This window comes from Alkalibacterium kapii, from assembly GCF_007988865.1.
In the GTDB taxonomy this organism is placed as follows: Bacteria; Bacillota; Bacilli; order Lactobacillales; family Carnobacteriaceae_A; genus Alkalibacterium; species Alkalibacterium kapii.
The window spans coordinates 174,860-191,947 of record NZ_BJUY01000001.1 but is presented as its reverse complement, the minus strand read 5'-3'; the positions used below and the strand labels follow the sequence as shown (position 1 = coordinate 191,947).

General features: G+C 38.8%; 17 protein-coding genes. 11 read left to right on the top strand and 6 right to left on the bottom strand.

Annotated features, from left to right (window positions below):
* The first annotated feature begins 26 nt into the window (after nucleotides 1-26).
* Nucleotides 27-1,034, top strand: coding sequence for a LacI family DNA-binding transcriptional regulator (locus AKA01nite_RS00855; RefSeq protein WP_146922844.1), 1,008 nt, complete (start codon nucleotides 27-29; stop codon nucleotides 1,032-1,034).
* A 100-nt stretch (nucleotides 1,035-1,134) separates the two neighbouring features.
* On the opposite strand, the gene AKA01nite_RS00850 is transcribed toward AKA01nite_RS00855, so the two are convergent.
* Together AKA01nite_RS00850 and AKA01nite_RS00845 are read right to left on the bottom strand one after the other, a co-directional pair.
* On the bottom strand, nucleotides 1,135-1,869 hold the full coding sequence (locus AKA01nite_RS00850; RefSeq protein WP_146922842.1) for an NAD-dependent epimerase/dehydratase family protein: 735 nt from the start codon (nucleotides 1,867-1,869) through the stop codon (nucleotides 1,135-1,137).
* Nucleotides 1,870-1,944: 75 nt separating this feature from the next.
* Entirely contained in the window at nucleotides 1,945-2,139 is a 195-nt protein-coding gene (locus AKA01nite_RS00845) for a CsbD family protein (RefSeq protein WP_146922840.1), read from the bottom strand.
* A 163-nt stretch (nucleotides 2,140-2,302) separates the two neighbouring features.
* On the opposite strand from AKA01nite_RS00845, the gene tsaB reads away from it, so the two are divergent.
* From tsaB to tsaD, 4 genes are read left to right on the top strand one after another with little or no spacing between them, the layout of a single operon-like run.
* Nucleotides 2,303-3,028 (top strand): tRNA (adenosine(37)-N6)-threonylcarbamoyltransferase complex dimerization subunit type 1 TsaB, encoded by a 726-nt coding sequence (gene tsaB, locus AKA01nite_RS00840; RefSeq protein WP_146922837.1) that lies wholly within the window; start codon nucleotides 2,303-2,305, stop codon nucleotides 3,026-3,028.
* The gene (rimI, locus tag AKA01nite_RS00835; protein WP_186805042.1) at nucleotides 3,015-3,614 is read left to right on the top strand and encodes a ribosomal protein S18-alanine N-acetyltransferase; all 600 of its coding nucleotides are present in this window, start codon (nucleotides 3,015-3,017) and stop codon (nucleotides 3,612-3,614) included. The genes tsaB and rimI (AKA01nite_RS00835) overlap by 14 nt, the downstream gene beginning before the upstream one ends.
* A gap of 7 nt (nucleotides 3,615-3,621) precedes the next feature.
* Nucleotides 3,622-4,083 carry a ribosomal protein S18-alanine N-acetyltransferase gene (gene rimI, locus AKA01nite_RS00830; protein WP_146922833.1) on the top strand — a complete coding sequence of 154 codons (462 nt, stop codon included), beginning with the start codon at nucleotides 3,622-3,624 and terminating at the stop codon, nucleotides 4,081-4,083.
* A 13-nt stretch (nucleotides 4,084-4,096) separates the two neighbouring features.
* On the top strand, nucleotides 4,097-5,107 hold the full coding sequence (tsaD, locus tag AKA01nite_RS00825; protein WP_146922831.1) for a tRNA (adenosine(37)-N6)-threonylcarbamoyltransferase complex transferase subunit TsaD: 1,011 nt from the start codon (nucleotides 4,097-4,099) through the stop codon (nucleotides 5,105-5,107).
* 391 nt (nucleotides 5,108-5,498) lie between these two features.
* On the opposite strand, the gene AKA01nite_RS00820 is transcribed toward tsaD, so the two are convergent.
* The gene (locus AKA01nite_RS00820) at nucleotides 5,499-7,451 is read right to left on the bottom strand and encodes an ABC-F family ATP-binding cassette domain-containing protein (protein WP_146922829.1); all 1,953 of its coding nucleotides are present in this window, start codon (nucleotides 7,449-7,451) and stop codon (nucleotides 5,499-5,501) included.
* A gap of 354 nt (nucleotides 7,452-7,805) precedes the next feature.
* Between AKA01nite_RS00820 and AKA01nite_RS00815 the strand changes: the two genes are divergently transcribed.
* Nucleotides 7,806-8,483, top strand: coding sequence for a redox-sensing transcriptional repressor Rex (locus tag AKA01nite_RS00815; protein WP_146922827.1), 678 nt, complete (start codon nucleotides 7,806-7,808; stop codon nucleotides 8,481-8,483).
* 47 nt (nucleotides 8,484-8,530) lie between these two features.
* Here the strand turns inward: AKA01nite_RS00815 and AKA01nite_RS00810 are convergent, their stop codons facing one another.
* Nucleotides 8,531-8,728: a DUF4305 domain-containing protein gene (locus AKA01nite_RS00810; protein ID WP_146922825.1), complete on the bottom strand. Its 198-nt coding sequence runs from the start codon at nucleotides 8,726-8,728 to the stop codon at nucleotides 8,531-8,533.
* A gap of 33 nt (nucleotides 8,729-8,761) precedes the next feature.
* Nucleotides 8,762-9,424 (bottom strand): CPBP family intramembrane glutamic endopeptidase, encoded by a 663-nt coding sequence (locus AKA01nite_RS00805; protein ID WP_186805041.1) that lies wholly within the window; start codon nucleotides 9,422-9,424, stop codon nucleotides 8,762-8,764.
* Nucleotides 9,425-9,654: 230 nt separating this feature from the next.
* On the opposite strand from AKA01nite_RS00805, the gene groES reads away from it, so the two are divergent.
* Complete coding sequence (groES, locus tag AKA01nite_RS00800; RefSeq protein WP_146922821.1) at nucleotides 9,655-9,939, top strand: co-chaperone GroES; 285 nt, start codon at nucleotides 9,655-9,657, stop codon at nucleotides 9,937-9,939.
* A gap of 57 nt (nucleotides 9,940-9,996) precedes the next feature.
* Nucleotides 9,997-11,622: a chaperonin GroEL gene (gene groL, locus AKA01nite_RS00795; RefSeq protein WP_146922819.1), complete on the top strand. Its 1,626-nt coding sequence runs from the start codon at nucleotides 9,997-9,999 to the stop codon at nucleotides 11,620-11,622.
* 104 nt (nucleotides 11,623-11,726) lie between these two features.
* Here groL and menA read toward each other — a convergent pair whose 3' ends face one another.
* Entirely contained in the window at nucleotides 11,727-12,668 is a 942-nt protein-coding gene (menA, locus tag AKA01nite_RS00790) for a 1,4-dihydroxy-2-naphthoate polyprenyltransferase (RefSeq protein ID WP_146922817.1), read from the bottom strand.
* Between the two features lie 418 nt (nucleotides 12,669-13,086).
* Here menA and AKA01nite_RS00785 point away from each other — a divergent pair, with 418 nt between their 5' ends.
* The 3 genes from AKA01nite_RS00785 to AKA01nite_RS00775 all read left to right on the top strand — a co-directional run bounded on the left by AKA01nite_RS00785 (nucleotide 13,087) and on the right by AKA01nite_RS00775 (nucleotide 17,075).
* Nucleotides 13,087-14,940 carry an FAD-dependent oxidoreductase gene (locus AKA01nite_RS00785; RefSeq protein WP_146922815.1) on the top strand — a complete coding sequence of 618 codons (1,854 nt, stop codon included), beginning with the start codon at nucleotides 13,087-13,089 and terminating at the stop codon, nucleotides 14,938-14,940.
* Between the two features lie 207 nt (nucleotides 14,941-15,147).
* Nucleotides 15,148-16,128, top strand: coding sequence for a polyprenyl synthetase family protein (locus AKA01nite_RS00780; protein WP_146922813.1), 981 nt, complete (start codon nucleotides 15,148-15,150; stop codon nucleotides 16,126-16,128).
* A 161-nt stretch (nucleotides 16,129-16,289) separates the two neighbouring features.
* A complete protein-coding gene (locus AKA01nite_RS00775) occupies nucleotides 16,290-17,075 on the top strand; it encodes a carbon-nitrogen family hydrolase (RefSeq protein WP_186805040.1) in 786 nt (261 codons plus the stop codon).
* Nucleotides 17,076-17,088: the final 13 nt, after the last annotated feature.

Genomic DNA, 17,088 nt, shown 5'->3' with positions numbered 1-17,088 from the left:
GTGAATGGTAAATGAGGAGAGTAGTTATGGTAACGTTAAAAGACATAGCAGACAAAGCCGGGGTCTCGACATCAACCGTTTCCCGGGTATTGAATCATGATCCATCCCTTGCTGTTGGAGCAGAAACAAAGAAAAGGATTTTTGAAGTAGCTGAAGCCTTAGAGTATCAGTCAAAAAAAAAACCAGCCTCTAAGACGAAAGGGATGCTGGCGATAGTAAACTGGTACTCACAGGCAGAGGAACTTCAGGATATCTATTATATGTCCATTCGCTTGGGTGCAGAACAGCGTGCGAAAACTTTGGGATACTCTTTTTATCGTGTTTACAAAGAAAGTGAATTCATAAAAGAACCAGATTTAGCTGGTATTCTGGCAATTGGTAAATTCAGTTCAGAACAAGTAGAACGTCTGCAAAGCCATCACGTTCCCCTATGTTTCGTGGATTATTTACCAAAAAAAGCGATCGACTGCGTAGTCGTAGATTTCAAAAAAGCTATGCAGCAAACAATTGATCATTTCCTTGAAAAAGGTCACAAAAAGATTGGTTTCATTGGAGGCAGAGAATCTTACAGTGATGGATCAGGACAGTGGGAAGATCCCAGAGAAAAATATGTAAGAGAATATCTTGAAAGTAAAAAACTATATAAAGAAACTTATTTTTTCGTTGGGGAATTCAGCGTAGAGGATGGCAAAGAAAATATGCTGAGGGCTCTTGATGCGCTGGAAGAAAAGCAGCGTCCAACTGCCTTCATTGCTGCCAATGATGCTATCGCCATTGGATGTCTTAAAGCATTGTACGAAAAAGACATCAAGGTGCCAGAAGAAATAAGTATTATCGGATTCAATGATACTTCTCCTGCAAAATATGTTTCCCCAGCACTGACTACAGTAAAAGTATACACTGAGGAGATGGGTATCGGTGGGATAAATCTGCTACACGAACGGATCAAATCAAATCGTATAAGTACCAAAACCGTTATCATGTCGACAGAGCATATTGAGCGAGAAAGCATCTCAGAAAATAAACGAGGATAAATCTTAAAGAAACGAAAAAAACTCCTGCCTAATTCAACTATAGACAGGAGTTTTTTCATTTAAATGAAAAAAAAAAGATGTATTTTATTTATGCTCTATTTTATTTCTCAAAAGCATTGTCCTGCGGCTTGTACCCAAGTTTTAATTGTGCAGAGTAGATATCTAAACGAGGGAAGCTGTTATTGGAAATACCATTCACCAGCAGATAAGGTTCATCTAACTCAGCTTTTAAGCAGCAGTCAATCAGATGGTTCATATCTCTTGCTGAGAAGTACATAGCTTTTCCGTAGAAATCAGTATCAGGATCCAGCTCCTGATCATCGGTTTTATAGTCACCGATACGTATGCCAATGGATTCGATACCTTTATTGAAAGCATAATAGCTTGCCAGTGCTTCTAAATATACTTTTGAGACACCATACAGATCGTCCGGCCGTGGCTGGTCAGTAGTCTTGACTTGAACATTGTCCGGGTAAGCATCGCTGGCATGAATGGAACTTGCAAAGATGATTCGTTTTAATTCTGAGGCATGCAAGGCACTTTCAAACAAGTTCTGGGGTAAAACATAATTCAACCCAACGAGTTCATCATAAAAATCAGCATCTGGATCGGGATTTGCTGCTAGCTGAATAACATATTCGACATTATCAAGTAACCCTTCCCATGCATCAAGCTTGGTCAGATCTACTTGTTTAATTTCAACGTTATCTTTCAAATAGGATGGAAAAGACGAGAAGTCGATGTCAGCCAGAATTAAATCGTGTGCATCTTTTAAATGCTTTGTCAGCTGGGTACCAATCGTTCCGGTTGCTCCTGTGATTAAAATTTTGCTCATATGAATGCCTCCTTGATCCATAACTAAAATAAGGACTCCACCCTCAACTCGATAAGGATGGAGTATTTAATGCACTTATTTTTTATTGTTGTCGTCTTCTTTTACTTCTCCGACGGCTTTATGTGCCTGACCTTCAGCTTTTTGAGCTTTACCTTCCGCTTGTTTGCCTAAGTCATCGGTTGCCTCACCATAAGCCTCTTTAGCTTCTCCAACAGCTTTATCTTTGGCACCTTTGGCTTTTTGCTTCAAGCTTTCTTTATTCTCGTCCAAATCAATGCACTCCTTTATAGTGTGGTTTAATATATAATTATTGTATGATGCATCCTGAACTATTGCAAAAGATATGATTTAACATTCTTTGAATCGTTTCTAAAAGACTAGAAGTTATGCTAAAATTAAGCTAAATATAACGATGATCAAGAGGAGTCTACGAATGAAACTATTGGCTATAGATACATCCAATCAAATAATGTCTGTTGCTTTGACCAATGACGATGGAATAGTCACTGAACGGACTGTTAATATTAAACGCAACCACAGTATACAATTGATGCCTGCAATAAGCGATATGATGAAAGAAGCAGAATGGGCGCCTAAGGATATATCACGAATCGTCGTAGCAAAAGGACCGGGGTCTTACACAGGGGTTCGCATTGGCGTAACCGTAGCTAAAACTTTAGCCTTTAGTTTAGATAGCGAACTTGTTGGGGTTTCGAGTCTGGAAGTACTGGCTGCAAATGGGGCGCAGATAGATGGATCCTATTGTGTCCCGATATTTGATGCGCGTCGTGGGAATATTTATACAGGTCTTTACCAGTATCAGAATGGAAAACTTATACAAATAGAAAATGATACGCATATTTCTGCTGAAAAATGGGCAAGTTATTTGAAGAAGTTAGACGGCCCTGTTCAACTGCTTGGATCAGATCGATCGAAGCATAATGAAGCATTCAAAGGATTAAGTGAAAAAGAGATCCAACTCCCGCTTAGTCGACAGTATATCCGCGCGAGTGTTCTGGCAGAGAGAGGAGAAAACCGTGAACCAGTAAATAAACATTTGTTTGAGCCAGAATATTTGAAACTGGCTGAAGCTGAACAAAACTGGATAGCTGAACATCCTGACTTGCCACAAGGGGGTCAATGGGTTGAAAAACTTTAAACAATGGTTCACAGAAAAGCTAACTTACTCAAAAAGGAAAACACTCATACCTGTTTCAAGTGGAATAAAGTTACGTCAAAATTTTTATACCCTTTCTGATAAACGTTTTTTAAAAGCTAAAATTGCAGACGAGCGTGATGTGGATCATATTCTGCAAATAGAAAAGCTTTGTTATAACGGGCATACCCCATGGGATCGCATAGCTGTATTGCATGAAATACGGTACAACAAAAATGCTTTCTATATTATTTTGCATAATGAAAATGAGGAACCCATAGCGTTTGTGGGTGCCTGGTTCGTTATGGCAGAGGCACACATTACAAATATTGCTACGATTCCGGATTATGAAAAACAGGGGATAGGGACATATTTGCTGAAAGAAATAATTTATATTGCGGAAGAAGAAAAGATGAAAAAAGTCACTTTGGAAGTTAGAGTGTCTAACCATACGGCCCAGAGTCTTTACTATACACTTGGATTTAAAGAAGGTCGTTTGAAAAAGGGCTATTATGCAAAAGATAATGAGGATGCGCTGGAAATGATCTATTTGCTTGACAAAAACAAGCGATTGATGAAAGAAAGTTGAGTGTTCCATGTCAAACGAAAGAGTGAAAATCAGACGTTATAATTACCACGAGAGGAAAGAAAATGCATTTTATGAAATTGCTGATCAGGTATTTAACTATGGTTCTCCCTGGACAGAAAAACAGTACAAAGAAACACTAGCAAGAGAGGATCTCGTTTTCTTTGTAGCAGAAGTAAATAATCGTGTGATCGGATACATCGGGGGCAGAATCCTGTTTGATGAAGCTGATATTTATACCGTTGCTGTGTCTAAAGACTCTCAAAACCAGCGCATTGGTCGTTACTTACTTGAACACTTCAAAGAAATATGTAAAAAACAAGGAGTAAAAGTGATTTTCTTGGAAGTGAGAAAGTCTAATCTGGCGGCTCAAACGTTTTACAGAGAGAATCTGTTCAAAGGGTTCACTATGAGAAAAAACTATTATTCGCAACCAGTTGAAGATGCAGTGATCATGAGATATAGAATATGAAAGAAGGAAAAGGATGGACAAGAAACTTATATTAGCGATAGAAACAAGTTGTGATGAAACAAGTGCGGCTGTCATTGAAAATGGACAGACGATTTTATCAAATATTGTGGCTTCACAAATCAAAAGTCACCAGCGTTTCGGCGGTGTCGTACCGGAAATCGCCAGCCGCCACCATGTTGAACAAATCACCCTCATTATTGAAGAAGCGCTATTAGAAGCTGATGTCACATACTCTGACTTAGATGCCGTTGCTGTTACTGAAGGACCGGGTTTAGTTGGGGCGCTTTTAATAGGGGTAAATGCGGCAAAAGCTATTGCATTCGCACATGACTTACCACTTATCGCAGTGAATCATATCAAGGGCCATATTTTTGCCAATCAGTTAGTTGATACTTTAACTTTTCCTCTGCTGTCCCTTGTCGTTAGTGGAGGGCATACTGAACTTATTTATATGGAGTCAGAAGATTCTTATAAAATCATTGGTGAAACGAGAGATGATGCAGTTGGTGAAGCTTATGATAAAATTGGACGCGTGCTTGGAGTGCCATATCCTGGGGGTAAGCATATAGACCAGATGGCGCATGAAGGAAAAGATACATACAACTTTCCTCGCGCAATGATGACAGATGATAATTTTGACTTTAGTTTCAGTGGACTTAAGAGTTCCTTTATCAATACTGTCCATAATGCTAAGCAAAAGGATGAGGAATTAAATCATAATGACTTAGCAGCCAGTTTTCAGGCAGCTGTCGTTGAAGTACTCGTCAGCAAAACGATCCGAGCAGCTAAACTAAAAAATGTAAAGCAACTTGTATTAGCAGGCGGCGTTGCTGCGAATCAGGGATTACGTACGGCACTTGAGAAAGCTGTTTTTGAAGAACTAGATGAGGTAGAGCTCCTTATTCCACCGCTAAGATTATGTGGAGATAATGCCGCTATGATCGGTGCAGCTGCTTTTGTTCAATTAAGAAATAACGACTATGCCGACTATTCCTTGAACGGAAGACCTGGATTAACCGTATAATAAAGGACATCTGAATAAAATAGAAAAAGTTGTAACGCTCCTATCCTATGCGTTACAACTTTTTTGTAGTTGATTATGGTTATAAGGGAGTGAAAAAGGGAGAATACGTGCCCTTTGTGTTCAATAAGAAGAGAGAAAGGTAACGCAAAGTATGAATGCATGCCCTTTGTGTTCAAAAAGACGTGGGAAAGGTCATGCAAAGTATGAATACGTGCCCTTGGCGCTCATAAATCAGAGTAAAAGGGGACACATTCAAAAAGTACGTACCCTTTTCGCTCATAAATCAGAAGAAAAGGGCACGCAACAAATTGGAATACACCTTCGTGTCTATCAAAGTAAGCTGTAAAGGTGCAAATAAGTAATGCGCTCCCAATGCTTTCAAAGAAACACTTTAAAGTAAGTCATCAAGTTCGATCTGCTTTTCTTCCCACTTTTCCAGCAACTGTTCTTGTTTATGAAGAAGTGCTTCATTCTCCTTAGCTAGTTGTTCCAACTTCTCAAAATCGTTAGCGATATCCGGATCGCTTAATTTTTCTTGGGTCACTTCCAGGTCTGATTCTACATCTTCTAACTCGTCTTCGATCGTCTGAATAGCCCGTTCTAATCTCCTCTGATTTTTTTGTGCCTCTTTTTGTTCTTCAAACGATTGTTTGGTCTGAGATTGAGAAGGTTCTTTCTCATCTTCATCACTATCTTTTGGAACATACTTCAATTGTTTTAGAGCTTCAAGTTCTTCCTTTTTTTGAAGATAGTAATCGTAATCTCCAAGATAGACATCCGCTCCGTGCTCATTTAATTCAATAACTTTAGTTGCGATCCTATTGATAAAATAGCGGTCATGAGACACAAATAAAAGCGTCCCGCCATAGTCAATAAGTGCATTCTCCAGCACTTCTTTTGAGTCTATATCCAAGTGATTTGTAGGTTCATCTAATAACAAGAAGTTGTTTTGTTCCAAGGATAATTTTGCCAATGCTACACGTGCTTTTTCTCCACCACTTAAAGAAGCAACGGTTTTTTCAACGTTATCTCCGCTGAATAAGAACGACCCTAATAACGTTCGGATGGTTTGTTCCGGTAGGGTTGGATGGTCATCCCAAACTTCGTCCAGAACAGTTTTGCTTTTATTCAGTAAATTCTGTTCCTGGTCGTAGTAACCCAAATCCACTTTGGCACCATAACTTATGGAACCACTTAGAGGAGGGATCATTTGATTGATGGTTTTCAGTAAAGTCGTTTTCCCTACACCATTGGGTCCGACAACGGCTATCGCTTCTTCTTTCCGTACATCGAGATTTATCCCGCTTGAAAGGGCAGCGTCATCATATCCAACAGTCAAGTCTTCAGTCTGTAAAACAACCTGACCGGAAGTTCTATCCTTCTGGAATTGAAAGTGAGCACTTTTCTCATCGTCCTGTGGTTTACCAATGGTGTCCATTTTTTTTAATTGTTTACGCCTTGCCTGGGCACGTTTAGTGGTTGAGGCGCGCACAATGTTTTTATCTACAAAGTCCTCGAGTTTGGTAATTTTTTTCTGCTGTTTCTCGAAAACTTTCCATTCACGTTTGATTTTTTCGGCCTTTAGTTTTAAATAGTTGGTATAGTTTCCAGGATAATAGTCCACAGTCCCTCTATTGACTTCATAAATTTCCTTGACCACTTTATCTAAAAAGTAGCGATCATGGGAAACGATCAAGAGTGCCTTTGAATAATTTTGCAGGTACGTTTCCAGCCAAAACAATGTATCGATATCAAGATGGTTTGTCGGCTCATCCAGTATCAGTAGGTCCCTTTTTTCTAAAAGCAACTGGGCAAGGGCAAGCCGTGTTTTTTGACCACCCGACAAATTTTTAACAGGCGTATCGTAGTCTTCTTCATAAAACCGGAAGCCGTAAAGCACCGAACGAATTTCACTTTCGATCCCATATCCATTTTTTTCATGAAAAGCAAGCTGAAGAGAGTCGTAACGCTTAAGTAATTCTTCATAATCTGTTCCGGATTTTTCCAATGAAGGATCACTTAATTGAACCTCGATTTCTCGCATCTCTTTTTCCATATCCAAGAGGGGTTCAGCGATTTTCATCATTTCATTCCAGATGGTCAAAGAAGAATCCAGACCGGTATGCTGATCTAAATAGCCGATCGTCAGCTCTTTTTTCTTGAAGATATTACCGGAATCCGGTTCTTCTCTGCCGGATAAAATTTCCAGTAGCGTTGTTTTTCCTGCACCATTCCTGCCAACCAACCCGATTCGCGCATCATCTTTGATTTCGACGGAAACATTGTCGAATAGTTTTTCAGCGCCAAAATAACGCGATATTTTTTCTGTTTGTAATAGAATCATCTGAGTACCTCTTTTTCATAAAATCATCTTTCAGTCATCAACTAACAGTTTAGCATATATACAATAGATAACAATCTTAGAAAGGAGCTTTATTATATAAAATATATTAATGAATAGAAATTTATAAGAATGGATTCACAAAGATCAGAGATTTCAATTCATATAAATCATTCATATTCATTGACATAAAGAAAATATCTTGAAATTAAGGTTGTTTACCTTTTTTTTAATAAAATTAATGCTATAATAGTGAAGGACAATCATTATAAAGTTTGTGAATATACAGAAATTATATACGATGATTTGTATTACTTATGCTGAATTTGGTTTTTGATTAAGATGAGGAGAATGGAAATGGTTGAAAAAAAAATACCTAAAGCGACGGCTAGAAGGTTGCCGCTTTATTATCGTTACTTAAGATTTTTATATGAAGCAGGTAAAGAGCGTATCTCTTCTGCTAAATTAAGCGAAGCCGTAAAAGTCGACAGTGCCACGATCAGACGCGATTTTTCGTATTTCGGGGCGCTTGGTAAACGAGGTTATGGCTATGATGTAGAAGCTCTGATGAATTTCTTCAGTAAAACTTTGAATCAGGATAGATTAACGAATGTTGCACTTATTGGGGTGGGTAATCTGGGTCAGGCTTTGCTTAATTATAATTTCCGCCGCAATAATAATATAAGAATCAGTGCGGGGTTTGATGTCAAAGAAGAATTGATCGGAACTATCCAGCAGGGGGTTCCTATTTATTCTATAAATGAAATGGTAGAACAGCTCGATTTACAGCAAATCGATGTAGCTATTTTGACTGTCCCATCCGATATTGCGCAGGATATGGCTAATAAACTGGTCGAAGGTGGAATCAAGGGAATCATGAACTTTACACCGATCCGCGTAACAGTACCAGAACATATCAGAGTCCATAACGTTGATTTGACGAATGAATTGCAGACTTTGATATACTTCATTAATTATTATCAGGATATGGAAAACAGTGATGACGATGAGGATCTAGACGACTTTATGCTTTGAAAACAAAAATGATCGCACTCAGTGATAGAGTGCGATCGTTTTTGTTTTTACTTCTTTTTTTTGATGCGAAAATAAGCTTGTGCCAAGCGAGTCCCGTTCACAAAATCCTTTGTTGCGAAAAGTGCAAACAAGACAGAGAAGAACCCCCATCCACTTGAAGAAACGGAATCGATAGTAAAAAAGAGGAACAGGGCAAATAATACATATTTAAACACTATTTGCAGTTTTAATTGTTTTTCGGTCATAATAATCCTTTCTGAATAGAGAGTCTTGATCTCTCAAGAGAGATAGACGTTTCCTAGAACAGCCATGATGTTCATGAGACAATGAGCGATAATTGGTGTCCAGATACTTTTAGTCTTGAAATAAAGCCATGAAAAGACAAAGCCCATAGACGAGTAAACTAAAAGAAAACCGTCAAAGTGTATGAAAGCAAAAATCAGAGAGCTGATAACAGCAGCACCGATTCCTCCTGTCTTTCCAATAAGCATGCCGAATATTGCCTTTCTGAAAACAAATTCTTCTAAGATAGGACCAGCTATTCCGATGGCCAGTATAAAAACTGGGTATTTTTTGACGAAATCGACAAGAATTTGCGTATTGACTGACTCTGTACCGGAGCCTAAACACTGGACTTCGATAAAGTTGGCAATAGTTTGTGCAAAGAGAGCAACAAACACGCCTAAGATCCCCCAGATCAGTACATCTTTTTTCTGAGAGCTGAATGATTCTTCAAAAGCAAAGGACATATTGAATCTTTTTTCAATCAGAACAGCACCGATCGCGCCTAATGCAAAAAATATGAGGGTAGGCACCAGTACAGCTTTTAGTCCGAGTGACTGAGGTAGAAAAGCAGGGACGATGCCAGATAAAAGTTGAACCAGTATGAAAAGCAGAATGATGCGGGTGGCTGCTTTTTTATTTTGAATCGAGTTATTCATTAAAGTCATCCTTTTGTGAGAGTTATACAATATAAGTAATTTAACACAAAAAGACTTTGTTTTCCATATAACTCAAATCCTGATTTTTTTGAGTTAATACTTGCAAGATTCCATTGTTTTGAATATACTTAGAAGTGGAGTTAGCACTCTAACTGTTAGAGTGCTAAAACCGAGTTTTCACTATTAAATCGTGAAAAAATAAAAACAAATACTTATGGAGGGATTACACTATGTTGAAACCTTTAGGAAACCGTGTACTTCTTGAAGTGAAAAAAGAAGAGGAAAAAACTGCGAGTGGGCTAGTCCTGCCGGATTCTGCGAAAGAGAAACCACAGACAGCAGTAGTCGTAGCTGTTGGTGAAGGCAAGCTGCTTGAAAATGGTGACTACGCCAAACCATTAGTGTCAGTCAATGACAAAGTGATGTTTGAAAAATACGCTGGTTCTGAAATCAAGTATCAGGGGACGGAATATTTAGTAGTCAAAGATACTGACATCATCGCAATCATCGACTAAAAAATCAGGATCAAGTATTTAATTTTCAATATAATTTATGAAGGAGAGAATTAAAACATGACTAAAGATATTAAATTTTCTGAAGACGCTCGTGCCGCAATGCTTCGCGGAGTAGATAAATTAGCAGATACTGTGAAAGTTACCTTGGGTCCAAAAGGCCGAAATGTGATCTTGGATAAATCTTTTGGGGCACCTCAAATCACGAATGATGGTGTTACGATTGCAAAAGAAATCGAATTGGAAGATAAATTTGAAAATATGGGTGCTCAGCTGGTTGTAGAAGTTGCCAGCAAGACGAATGATATTGCCGGAGATGGTACAACAACAGCAACTGTCTTAGCACAAGCCATCGTTAACGAAGGAATGAAAAACGTTACAGCTGGTGCCAATCCTGTGGGTATCCGTAGAGGGATCGAATTAGCTACGAAAAAAGCTGTGGAGTCACTCCAGGCCATTTCAACTCAAGTCGCTGATAAAGAATCCATTGCGCAAATCGCAGCGATTTCTTCAGGTGATGGAGAAATCGGTCATTTACTGGCAGATGCCATGGAAAAAGTAGGCAGTGACGGTGTAATTACAATCGAAGAATCTCAAGGTATCGAAACTGAATTAGATGTTGTTGAAGGTATGCAGTTTGACCGTGGCTATTTATCTCAATACATGGTAACTGACGATGAAAAAATGGAAGCCAGCTTGGATAATCCATATGTTTTGATAACAGATAAAAAAATATCATCTGTTCAGGAAATTCTGCCTGTCCTCGAGAATATCATGCAGCAGAATCGCCCTCTCCTGATTATTGCTGATGATATCGAAGGTGAAGCATTGCCTACCCTTGTATTGAATAAAATCCGGGGAACGCTCAATGTAGTTGCTGTCAAAGCTCCTGGTTTTGGTGACCGTCGCAAAGGAATGCTGGAAGATATTGCTACCTTGACGAATGGTACAGTCATTACGAGCGATTTAGGACTGGATCTGAAAGATATGACGATCGATCAGTTAGGGACAGCCGGCAAGGTAGTCGTTACTAAAGATAATACGACGATCGTTGAAGGCGCGGGAGATAAAGCTTCCATTGAACAGCGTGTAAATATGCTGCGTTCTCAAGCTGAAGAAACAACCTCCGAATTCGATCGCGAAAAACTTCAGGAACGTATCGCCAAATTAGCAGGTGGAGTGGCTGTAATTAAAGTAGGTGCTGCCACTGAAACAGAAATCAAAGAACGCAAATTACGTATTGAAGACGCTCTGAATGCGTCACGAGCTGCAGTTGAAGAAGGTGTGATTGCAGGTGGTGGAACAGCTTATATCAATATTCTAAAAGACATTGAAGCGATTGACGTATCAGATGATGAGGCGACCGGTGTAAAAATCGTTTTACGTGCCCTTGAAGAACCTGTACGTCAAATTGCACAGAACGCCGGTTTAGACGGCAGCGTTATTGTTGAACGTCTTAAACACGTTGAATCAGGTATTGGTTTCAATGCCGCAACAGGCAAGATGGTAAACATGGTTGAAGCAGGGATCATCGATCCAACGAAAGTGACTCGTTCTGCTTTGCAGAATGCCGCTTCAGTTTCCGCATTACTGCTAACGACAGAAGCAGCTGTTGCAGATATTATTGAAGAAAACAACGATCCTGCCGGTGGAATGAATCCAGCGGGCATGGGTGGAATGATGTAACAGTTTTAAAAGTTTAAAAATAACAAGTAAAAACCCTACCAGATCACTTTAATCGGTGATCTGGTAGGGCTTGTTTTTTATTTCATGTGATTGTGCAAGAGGAGTCATTTTAATAATAAGCTGAAAATTAAGAGAAGGACTTCTGCACTACTGAATAGAACGATGTTTTTAATGGCCACAACGAAGGTTTCCTGCTTTACCTGCTTTTCATTATAAGTATCCAAATTCTTTTTAACGAGCGGAAATGTCAGGAGTACACCTAACATCACAGGGTGAAGATAGCCTAATATTACAGATAGAACAATCACGATGTAACAAAGATACATCAAGAGGTTGAACAGTTGGACTGCCTTTTCTTTTCCAATATAAAAAGGGAGGGTGAATCGGTGATTGGCGATATCTTCTTTGAGATCACACGTATTATTGGCAAGCATGATATTCGCTATAAGAAATACGGTCGGAAGGGATACAAAGAAGACAGCAAAGATATCCAGCACATTACCGCTCAATAAAAATTGTGCACCACTGAAAGTGATATCGATCAAGTTATGATCTACATCATTGATCAGGACTGAAATAAAGAAAATACCAAAGCCCATTGTTAAACCCGAAAGGATCTCTCCAAGAGGGGTTCGTGATATGGGAATCGGCCCATACGTATAAAAAATGCCGATGCCAAAACTGACGGCTCCGATAGCCAGCAGTAAAATACTTGTTTGAAAGACGAGTAGGATCCCTAAAACAGTTGACAAAGTCAGCATAAAAAGAATGAGATAGACGACGGATTTTTCTGAAATACCAGACTGTCCGATGATATTGGTATTTCTCCGGTAATTATCATCCTTTGCTTTTTTGAAGTCCATCAAGTTATTGATTGCGGTAGTTGTCATATCGAACAATAACATCGCAACAAAAAAGAGGAGTGTATTCCCCAGATGAAACTCAGAAAAATAATAAGCTGAAAACAAAACGCCGAGTAGAAAAGGAAATAGACTGGCTATCTTGGTTTGGATTTCCACTAATTTTAAAAAAACTGAAATATTCATTGTGCACGTCCTTTTTTTATAAAGTTCAATAAAGTAACTGAAAATAAACGAATGAAAAACTTACTGATGAGGATTATATCATAAAATCAGCGCTATCTACATATCTAAATGTGAAAAGAATTCAATGTGAATATCTTAGTGATAAAGGATCAAATTTAGAACACCTAGTTATTAAATCGCACTTGTCACAAAATGTTAATAAATCTTTTTTTAAAATTACTTTTACTTCGAATTAGCTAGACAATTATTTTCGTCTAATGTATAATAAACCCTGTTGTATGTGAAGGTTTAAACATTTATCACTGTTGTTTTTTTGATCAAATCATTTGTGAGTTTGATATTATGATTGATTGTTTTAAGATTTAGTGAAAAAAAGTGAGTTTAAACTACGGATTAAACAATATTAAGGAGTGCGAACATGTCCCAGAAAAATATAGTCGTCGTAGGTGCTGGATTTGCCGGTGTATCAGCTACTAAGAGACTAGCAAAAAAATTCAAGAAAAATAAAGATGTTACGATAACATTGATTGATCGTCATCCCTACCAGACGTATATGACGGAACTTCATGAGGTTGCAGGGGGACGAGTAGAACCTGATGCGATACAATTCGATTTACAGCGCTTGTTCAGTCGTAAAAAGAACGTGAAATTAGTAACGGCCGATGTTACAAATGTCGATCACGATAAAAAAGTCGTTCAGACTGATGCAGGTTCATATACTTTCGATTACCTTATTCTTGGAATGGGTGGAGAACCGAACGATTATGGGACTCCAGGTGTTAAAGAACACGGCTTTACTCTCTGGTCAATGGAAGACGCTATTAAGATTCGTGAGCATATTGAAGAAACTGTAGCAGAAGCTGCTTACGTGCGTGATGATGCAAAACGCAAAGCTATGCTGACTTTTGCTGTGTGCGGATCTGGTTTTACAGGTATTGAAATGATCGGTGAACTGGCAGACTGGAAAGAACGACTGGCCAAAGATCATAGGGTCGATCCAGATGAAATCTCTCTGATCGTTGTTGAAGCTATCCCAACCATTTTGAATATGCTTTCCCGTAAAAATGCAGATAAAGCAGAACGTTATATGGAAAAACGAGGCATCAAGATATTAAAGAGTTCGCCTATAGTTAAAGTAGCAGAAGATCATATTGAACTGAAATCTGGAGAAATCATCCCGACACATACCTTGATCTGGACTGCCGGTGTCAAAGCTAATTCAGATACTGAAGACTTTGGACTGGAAAAAGCACGTGCAGATCGTTTAGTGGTCAATGAATATATGGAAGCTAAAGGATATGACGACGTTTACGTTATTGGAGACCTTGTTTATTACATTGAAGAAGGTGGCGCTCCAACGCCGCAAATCGTTCAAGCTGCACAGCAAACTGGACATACAGCAGCAAATAATATCATAGCTTCAATCGAAGGGTCAGAAAAACATAAACACGAAAGTAATTATCAAGGGTTTATGGTATCGATTGGCTCAACTTATGGCGTTGCCGAATTATTAGGCAAAATCAGCCTTTCCGGTTTCTTTGCCATGCTGATCAAGCACTTAGTCAATCTGCTTTACTTCTTTGAGATTCGTTCTGGTTATTACGCCGTTCAATACATTTTCCACGAATTTTTCCATATCAAAGATAAACGCAATATATTCCGCGGACACTTATCAAGATACGGTAACGTTCTCTGGTCTGTTCCGTTAAGACTCTTCTTTGGTAGTATGTGGCTTGTTGAGGGGTTAAAGAAAGCTTTTGGTATACTGGGATCAGAAAGCTGGTTCGGGGATTACGTGGCTTTACCATTCTCCTGGCTCCAGGATGCGACATCCGGTGCATCTCCAGCTGCTGATGCGTCTGCTGCTGATCCAATATTCGGTCTGAGCTTTGTTTATGGTGAAGAACCAATGGCCATCTTAAATGAAATGCCAGGATGGTTTGAATCGATCATGGAGTTCATGATCCCTACTCCTGAAATCGCACTTATTTTCCAGAAAGTGATGACTGTTGTTGAAATCGGTATTGGTCTGGCGCTGATAGCAGGACTGTTTACCTGGCTAGTCAGTGCTGCAACGATTGGATTAGTAATTAGCTTTACCCTATCAGCAATGTTCTACTGGGTGAATATCTGGTTTATTTTCGCAGCTATTGCTTTGATGAACGGTTCCGGTCGTGCCTTCGGTTTAGACTATTATGTCATTCCCTGGATACAGAAAGTAGCGGGGAACTGGTGGTATGGAAGGACAAAACCTGTACACAAGCGGCAATAAACTGAAATATTTTTATTAAAGTAAAAGAGTGAAGGAAGATTAATGCTCTCCTTCACTCTTTTTTTTAAGTGAAAAATAATACAAATTAGAAGTATACACACATTATTTTCGATATTGAATAATCACAGTAAAATCGGTATATTAAAGGTGAATCACCGATGATTTACCTTGTTATGAAACGTGAGCAAAATAGAAAGAGGAATCAATATGCAGATACATCCGATGTGGGAACTGTATCCTGAAGTGAAAAATGAATTGAGAGAAACAATTGCGTTGATCGATAAAGAAGTATTTATTCGTAATAAAGAAATTGAAGCAGCTATTTTAGATATGCTTCATTCTGGCGGGAAACTTCTGCGACCGGCATATACCTTACTGTTTTCAACCTTTGGTAAGGACCATTCTCCTGAAAGAGCGCGTTCTGTAGCAGCTGCCATAGAACTGCTTCATACAGCTACACTTATTCATGATGATATTATAGATGATGCTTCTTCCAGAAGAAAAAAACAGTCGATTCAATCGAAATATGGAAAAGACGTAGCTGTTTATGCAGGTGACTACCTCTTTACTGTGGTCTTTCGTATATTATCCAAACAGGCGAATACGGTCGAAGACATATCTATCAATACTAAAGGTATGGAACGTATTTTAATGGGTGAATTAAATCAGATGCATTTGCGATATAAAAAAGATATGAGCATTCGGGATTATTTAACACAAATTTCGGGGAAAACTGCACAATTATTTGCTTTAGCCTGTTATTCTGGAGCAATCGAGGGCGGAAATTCTAAAGCTTTTGCCAGAAACTGCTATTACATTGGAAGTCATATTGGAATGGCTTTTCAGATTATTGATGATGTGCTGGATTATACTCAGTCATCTGAAAATTTTGGTAAGCCAGTCCTTGAGGATGTAAGGCAAGGTATTTATACTGCTCCTCTTATTTTTTCTTTGAGAAAAGAGAACAGAGAAATCAAGGCGCTACTGGAAATGGGCAGTCAGATCACTCAAAAAGATGCCCAAAAAATACAACGGTTCGTTCATGAATCAGGCGGAATGAGTGAAGCAAAATCAATGGCAGAAAAATATACCCGTAAAGCATTGAAACGTATCAGTAAATTGCCGGACACTAAAGAAAAGCAAATAATCAAAGAAATCACGGAAAAATTACTCATGCGTGAAATGTGAAAATACAAAACTAAGGACTTCCAAAATGGAGGTTCTTTTTTTATCGGTTGTACTCAAGGAAATTTTAAGTTAACGAATATATTAAATCAGAAAGCTCAGCTTGGTTATCTATGAGAATTATTGATAAACTGATGTTAAACAAAAAGAGAGGAGAAGGGAGAATGAAGATAGCTATTGCCCAGATTGATTTGGCCGTTGATCAGCGCATGAAAAACAAAAATAAAATCATTAGTTATGTGAGAACAGCAGTGATGAAGAATAAGCCAGATGTCATTGTGCTGCCTGAAATGTGGTCTACATCTTTTTATCCTTCTGATACTGAAAAGTATGCGGATGTTGAAGGTGGAGAAACAAAGAAATTCTTGGGGGGACTCGCTAAAGAACATGGTATCAACATTGTAGGAGGATCAGTAGTTAATCAGTCCGAAAACAAATTATACAATACAAGTTATTCTTTTGACCGTAAAGGTGAACTTATGCATACTTACAGTAAAGTCCACCTGTACACACCAGCTAAAGAGCAAACAATTTTCACATCGGGTCAAGACTTGGGAATCTTTGAGCTCGACGGAGTAAAGGCCGGCGTAGCGATCGGTTACGATCTGGAATTTCCTGAGTGGATCAGGACAATGGCATTGGCGGGAATAAAGATTTTATTTATCCCTGCTGCCTGGACACATCCCCGATTATTTGCCTGGGAGACGCTACTGTCAGCGAGGGCAATAGAAAATCAGATGTTTGTCGTAGGAGCCAATAGTACCGGGACGACAAAAGACATGAATTTTTGTGGCCATTCGAGTATAATTGATCCGTCTGGAAGAATCCTTTCTTCCGGTAGAGAAGAAGAAATGCTTATATGGGGAGAAATTGATTTAAACACATTAAAGCAAATTCGTCACAATATACCCATTTACGCTGATCGTCGTCCGACGTTATATGAAAAATAAGTGTTCACAAGTT

Bases quoted from the DNA above. Each gene is read 5' to 3' on its own strand.
- tsaD (WP_146922831.1), top strand. From the start codon at position 4,097: ATGGACAAGAAACTTATATTAGCGATAGAAACAAGTTGTGATGAAACA.
- tsaB (WP_146922837.1), top strand. From the start codon at position 2,303: ATGAAACTATTGGCTATAGATACATCCAATCAAATAATGTCTGTTGCT.
- AKA01nite_RS00780 (WP_146922813.1), top strand. From the start codon at position 15,148: ATGCAGATACATCCGATGTGGGAACTGTATCCTGAAGTGAAAAATGAA.
- AKA01nite_RS00810 (WP_146922825.1), bottom strand. From the start codon at position 8,728: ATGACCGAAAAACAATTAAAACTGCAAATAGTGTTTAAATATGTATTA.
- AKA01nite_RS00815 (WP_146922827.1), top strand. From the start codon at position 7,806: ATGGTTGAAAAAAAAATACCTAAAGCGACGGCTAGAAGGTTGCCGCTT.
- AKA01nite_RS00785 (WP_146922815.1), top strand. From the start codon at position 13,087: ATGTCCCAGAAAAATATAGTCGTCGTAGGTGCTGGATTTGCCGGTGTA.
- groES (WP_146922821.1), top strand. From the start codon at position 9,655: ATGTTGAAACCTTTAGGAAACCGTGTACTTCTTGAAGTGAAAAAAGAA.
- groL (WP_146922819.1), top strand. From the start codon at position 9,997: ATGACTAAAGATATTAAATTTTCTGAAGACGCTCGTGCCGCAATGCTT.
- AKA01nite_RS00775 (WP_186805040.1), top strand. From the start codon at position 16,290: ATGAAGATAGCTATTGCCCAGATTGATTTGGCCGTTGATCAGCGCATG.
- AKA01nite_RS00850 (WP_146922842.1), bottom strand. From the start codon at position 1,869: ATGAGCAAAATTTTAATCACAGGAGCAACCGGAACGATTGGTACCCAG.
- AKA01nite_RS00805 (WP_186805041.1), bottom strand. From the start codon at position 9,424: ATGAATAACTCGATTCAAAATAAAAAAGCAGCCACCCGCATCATTCTG.
- rimI (WP_146922833.1), top strand. From the start codon at position 3,622: ATGTCAAACGAAAGAGTGAAAATCAGACGTTATAATTACCACGAGAGG.
- AKA01nite_RS00855 (WP_146922844.1), top strand. From the start codon at position 27: ATGGTAACGTTAAAAGACATAGCAGACAAAGCCGGGGTCTCGACATCA.
- menA (WP_146922817.1), bottom strand. From the start codon at position 12,668: ATGAATATTTCAGTTTTTTTAAAATTAGTGGAAATCCAAACCAAGATA.
- AKA01nite_RS00820 (WP_146922829.1), bottom strand. From the start codon at position 7,451: ATGATTCTATTACAAACAGAAAAAATATCGCGTTATTTTGGCGCTGAA.